General features: G+C 66.9%; 3 protein-coding genes. 2 read left to right on the top strand and 1 reads right to left on the bottom strand.

Going from position 1 to position 4,025, the window contains the following annotated elements:
* The first annotated feature begins 265 nt into the window (after positions 1-265).
* Together CQZ88_RS00240 and CQZ88_RS00245 are read left to right on the top strand one after the other, a co-directional pair.
* Positions 266-1,624 (top strand): cytochrome P450, encoded by a 1,359-nt coding sequence (locus CQZ88_RS00240; RefSeq protein WP_102799060.1) that lies wholly within the window; start codon positions 266-268, stop codon positions 1,622-1,624.
* 89 nt (positions 1,625-1,713) lie between these two features.
* A complete protein-coding gene (locus tag CQZ88_RS00245) occupies positions 1,714-2,712 on the top strand; it encodes a GAF domain-containing protein (protein WP_180986907.1) in 999 nt (332 codons plus the stop codon).
* Between the two features lie 28 nt (positions 2,713-2,740).
* Here the strand turns inward: CQZ88_RS00245 and CQZ88_RS00250 are convergent.
* The coding region (locus CQZ88_RS00250) for a hypothetical protein (protein ID WP_258008390.1) at positions 2,741-4,025 on the bottom strand (1,285 nt) is incomplete at its 5' end.

Raw genomic sequence — 4,025 nt, forward strand, 5'->3', positions numbered from 1 at the left:
CCTCGCGCAACGACGTTGTAGCGCTACAACGCGTGACGCCCCCGCTGAGCGAGCCGTCGTTGGTTCAGCGGCAGTGCTTCAAGGGGATGGATCCGCCACGAACCCTCATCACCCGACTTGGCCGTAACCGTCGCTTCCTCCGTCATACCAGCCGACCGATTCTGCGATCGGCACAGCGGTGCGGCAGACTCCGGTCATGACTTCTGCGGGGGAGCAAGCCTCAAATGATGTCCGCGTCAAAGCTGAGACCAGGCGTGGAGAAGCGATGCCGCACCCGTCGTGGCGGCTGCCCTTGCTGGGAGATGTGTTGCGTCTCGATCCTCGGCGGCCGGTACAGCGTGAGGCGCAGTTCGTACGGGAGCTCGGGGACGTGTTCGAGATCGACATCGCCGGGAAGAAGTTGGTTGTCGTCGGGGGCGGGGACGCGGCCGCGGAGGTATTCGACGAATCCCGGTTCGCCAAGGCGGTCGTCCCACCGGTGAGCAACCTGCGCGAGCTGGCCGGGGACGGATTGTTCACCGCGTTCAACAGTGAGCCGGCCTGGGCCCAGGCACACAACGTGCTGATGCCGTCGTTCAGCCAGCCGTCGATGCGCAGCTATCACGATGTGATGGTCGAGTGTGTCGACGGGCTGTGCCAATACTGGGCCGATCAGGCCTCGCACGGTCCGGTGGACGTCTCCTCGGATATGAATCGGCTGACGTTGGAGGTCATCGGACGCACCGGCTTCGGGTACAGCTTCGACTCGTTCTCGGCCGGTCGGCATCCGTTCGTCGAGTCGATGACGCGGGCGCTGTCGTTCGTGTCGCAGTCGGCGAACGATCTGCCGGTCATCCGGGAGATCTTCGGGTGGAAAGCGTTGCGCCAACATCCCAAGGACATTGCGCTGATGCAGCGCACCGTCGACGAGGTGATCTCGGCACGCCGCCACGGCCAGTCACCGCGGCAGGACGACTTGCTGCAGCGGATGCTGGAGCACCCGGACCCGGAGACCGGTGAGCTGTTGTCGGATCAGAGCATCCGCAATCAGGTGCTGACCTTCCTGGTGGCCGGGCACGAGACGACGGCAGGTCTGCTGTCGTTCGCGCTGCACTACCTGTCGCTGCATCCCGAGATGGTCGAGCGAGCGCGGGCGGAAATAACCCAGGTGCGCGACGGCAGCGGCCCGCTCCGGTTCGAGCAGGTGGCGAAGCTGCGCTATGTCCGCCGTATCGTCGACGAGACACTGCGGCTGTGGCCGTCCGGCCCGGCGTTCTTCCGCAAGGCCCGGACGGACACGACGCTGGCCGGCTACCCGATGGGCAAGGGCCAGACGGTTCTGGTGGTGTTGCTGGCACTGCACCGCGACCCGAAGCTGTGGGGCGAGAACACCGAGACCTTCGACCCGGACCGGTTCCTGCCTGCGGCCGTGCGTGCCCGCCCGGCCCACGCCTACAAACCGTTCGGGGTAGGGGCTCGGGCCTGCATCGGCCGGCAGTTCGCGTTGCACGAGGCGGTCCTGGCGCTGGCGGAGATCCTCACCCGTTTCGAGGTCGCGCCCGTGCCGGGCTATGAACTGTCGGTGGCCGAGTTGCTGACGATCCGACCCGAGCGCTTGCACCTGGCGCTACACGTCCGAGCGTGACCATCGATCCCGCTTAACGGTCGAACAGTCGGTTTTCGCTACACTGCCTCCCCGCATCGAGATCAGGTCGAGACAGAGGGGGGTCTTCGATGGGTTCATGGCATTTGATCGAAACGCTCGTGGAGGGTGTTGCGACGCTGGTGGCCTCGGATGGTGAAGTGAAGGAGATGACTTCGCTCCGCCGGAAGGTCTCGCCCGCACCGGACATCCCGGTGGAGCCGATCGTGGAGTACGTCCGGAAAGTCCGTAAACCGTTCGATCGGGTGCTGTCGTCGAAGAAGATGCGGCAGTCGTGGCGGTTCTATGCCTGGCCGATCATCGGCCCGTTCGGCGATGTGCACGGCATCCATCTGTGGGTGGGAGAGCCGGGGGAGGAGCTGGGAACGCGGCGTCTGACCTCAGGTGTGGCCTGGATGGTCGAGGAAATGTTGATCTATCAGACGTGGGAGTCGGGGGCGATGTCCGGTACGTTGCTCGAAGATTGGCTTCCCACCGCGACCCCTGCCGACTACATCAACCGCGCGATCTGCTTCGAGCACGAGACCGAATTCCTGGATCTGGTGCTCAATCCGCGGTCCGGGGGAGTGCTGAGCACGTGGTTCTCGGTTCGGCACGACCACGGCCATGCGATGCAGTGGCAGGTCGTCTTACGACCCATGGAAGACGGATCCGGTGTCCGGGTGCTGTATCACGACGTGTCCGACGTGTATCCGCCGTCAATGCCATCGTTGGCTGCTCTCGGACTGCGTGAAGGATTGTTAGGTGCCGATGTCCATGTCGCGCTGTTCGAGGCCCAGCGAGGCATTATCGCGATGTGGATCGGCCGGGCTCCGGAGTGGGTGGAGTGGCAGTATGCGCATGTCACCGGTCCCGTCGTCCATCCCGAGGATCTGCCGAGTCTGCAAGCGAATGCTCGGAGAGTCGAGAGCGGTGAGGTTCCCCAGGCCGGCGATCTGGTGCGACTGCATGCAGGAGATGGTGACTGGGTCAAGGCCGCGGTGACGTTGCGGCCGTTCCAGTTGCCGGATCGGCCGCCCCACGCCGAGCTCCTCCTCGCTCAAATCGCCCGAGTGGACGACTCATACTGATTCGGTCCGGTTGGAGAACCAGGGTGTGTCAGGCCGCCTTCCCGCCCTGCCGATCTGGATTGGTCGTGGAATTCCAACCAGGGGAGCACACCCGGATGACCACGGCTCGCGCCGCACGATAGTCGGCGCGGCCGGTATCGGTCACCGGGAATCGGCCGTACCGCAGCCGAGCGGGCGCGTCGATCGGCAGGGCGATGGTCAGGGAAACCGTGCGGGGTACGCCGGTCTTCTTCCCGCGTTGGCAGCGCCATTCCTGCTCTTCGAGCCACCAACGGTGCAACTCCCGATCGAAAAGATGACGTCGGACCCGCTGTGCTCCGACACCGGCGGCTCCGACACGATCAGCCGCGTCATCGAGTTTCTCTCGGAGAGAGGGGATATCGGCTCGCACATCGGTAGGCACGCCCAATCGGGCGAGGATGGACAGGGTACGAGTGACGGTGACGAGGCTGTACCCGGTCAGGGCAGCCACCTCAATCGAATTTCTGCCCGCTCCGGAAATAAAGGATTTTCCCGAAATCGCAGCCCAGTGGATGCGGGCAGCTGCCCCACCCAGCCCGGACCGGTTCGCCCAGAGATCGTGCGTGTGGTGCTCCAGTAGGGCAGAGGGGTACCCCGGGGCGGGGGCGGGTTCCCCTTGTGTTGCAACCGGTAGCGGCGCCACCGGGTCGGGGAGTTCGAGTTGCCAGGTGGCGGCACGGGTTCCGCTTCCGGTGCGGATGCACCGCACCCAGGATTCGTGGGCCAGCACCCGCAGCCGGCGGGAGACGGTGGAGGCGTCGACGGCGGCGGCCTGGGCGAGTCGGCGGCAGTCGATGTCCAGGACGCGGGTGCGCGCGGTGCGGGCGAGCGCGAGGAGGGCGTAGAGGATGCGTTCGTCGCTGGGCCCACCCGGGCGGGCCCAGCGCGTGGGGGCGGCTCCGATGGCGGCCTCGATGCGGTCGAGTTCGTCGTCGACCGGTGCCCGGGTGGTCGGGGGAGTGGGGGCGAAGTGCGCGGCGGTGTCCAGGGCGCGTCGCCATTGCCGGTCGGTGTCGTCGCGGCCGCGGGCGCGGTCCTCGCGCAGCCGGACCAGTCCCGGCGCCGTCGCGACGGCCGCCCGGGCATCAGCGAGACTGTGGCCGGCGCGGGCCATACCCAGAAAGATGCTGTGCACGATCGCCGAGCGGTCCGCGCCGGGCGCCGGCGCGGCGGCGAGCAGGGCGCGGGTGGTGTCGGTGAGCGGGCGGCGCGGCCGGTCCAGGCGGGGATCGGAGACCGGATCGACGATGCGCACCGCCCCGGTGGGGCGGCGGGGGGGTGGAGCGGCGGAG

Origin of the sequence: Rhodococcus sp. ENV425, from assembly GCF_002887785.1 — a bacterium.
GTDB classification, from domain to species: domain Bacteria; phylum Actinomycetota; class Actinomycetes; order Mycobacteriales; family Mycobacteriaceae; genus Rhodococcus; species Rhodococcus aetherivorans.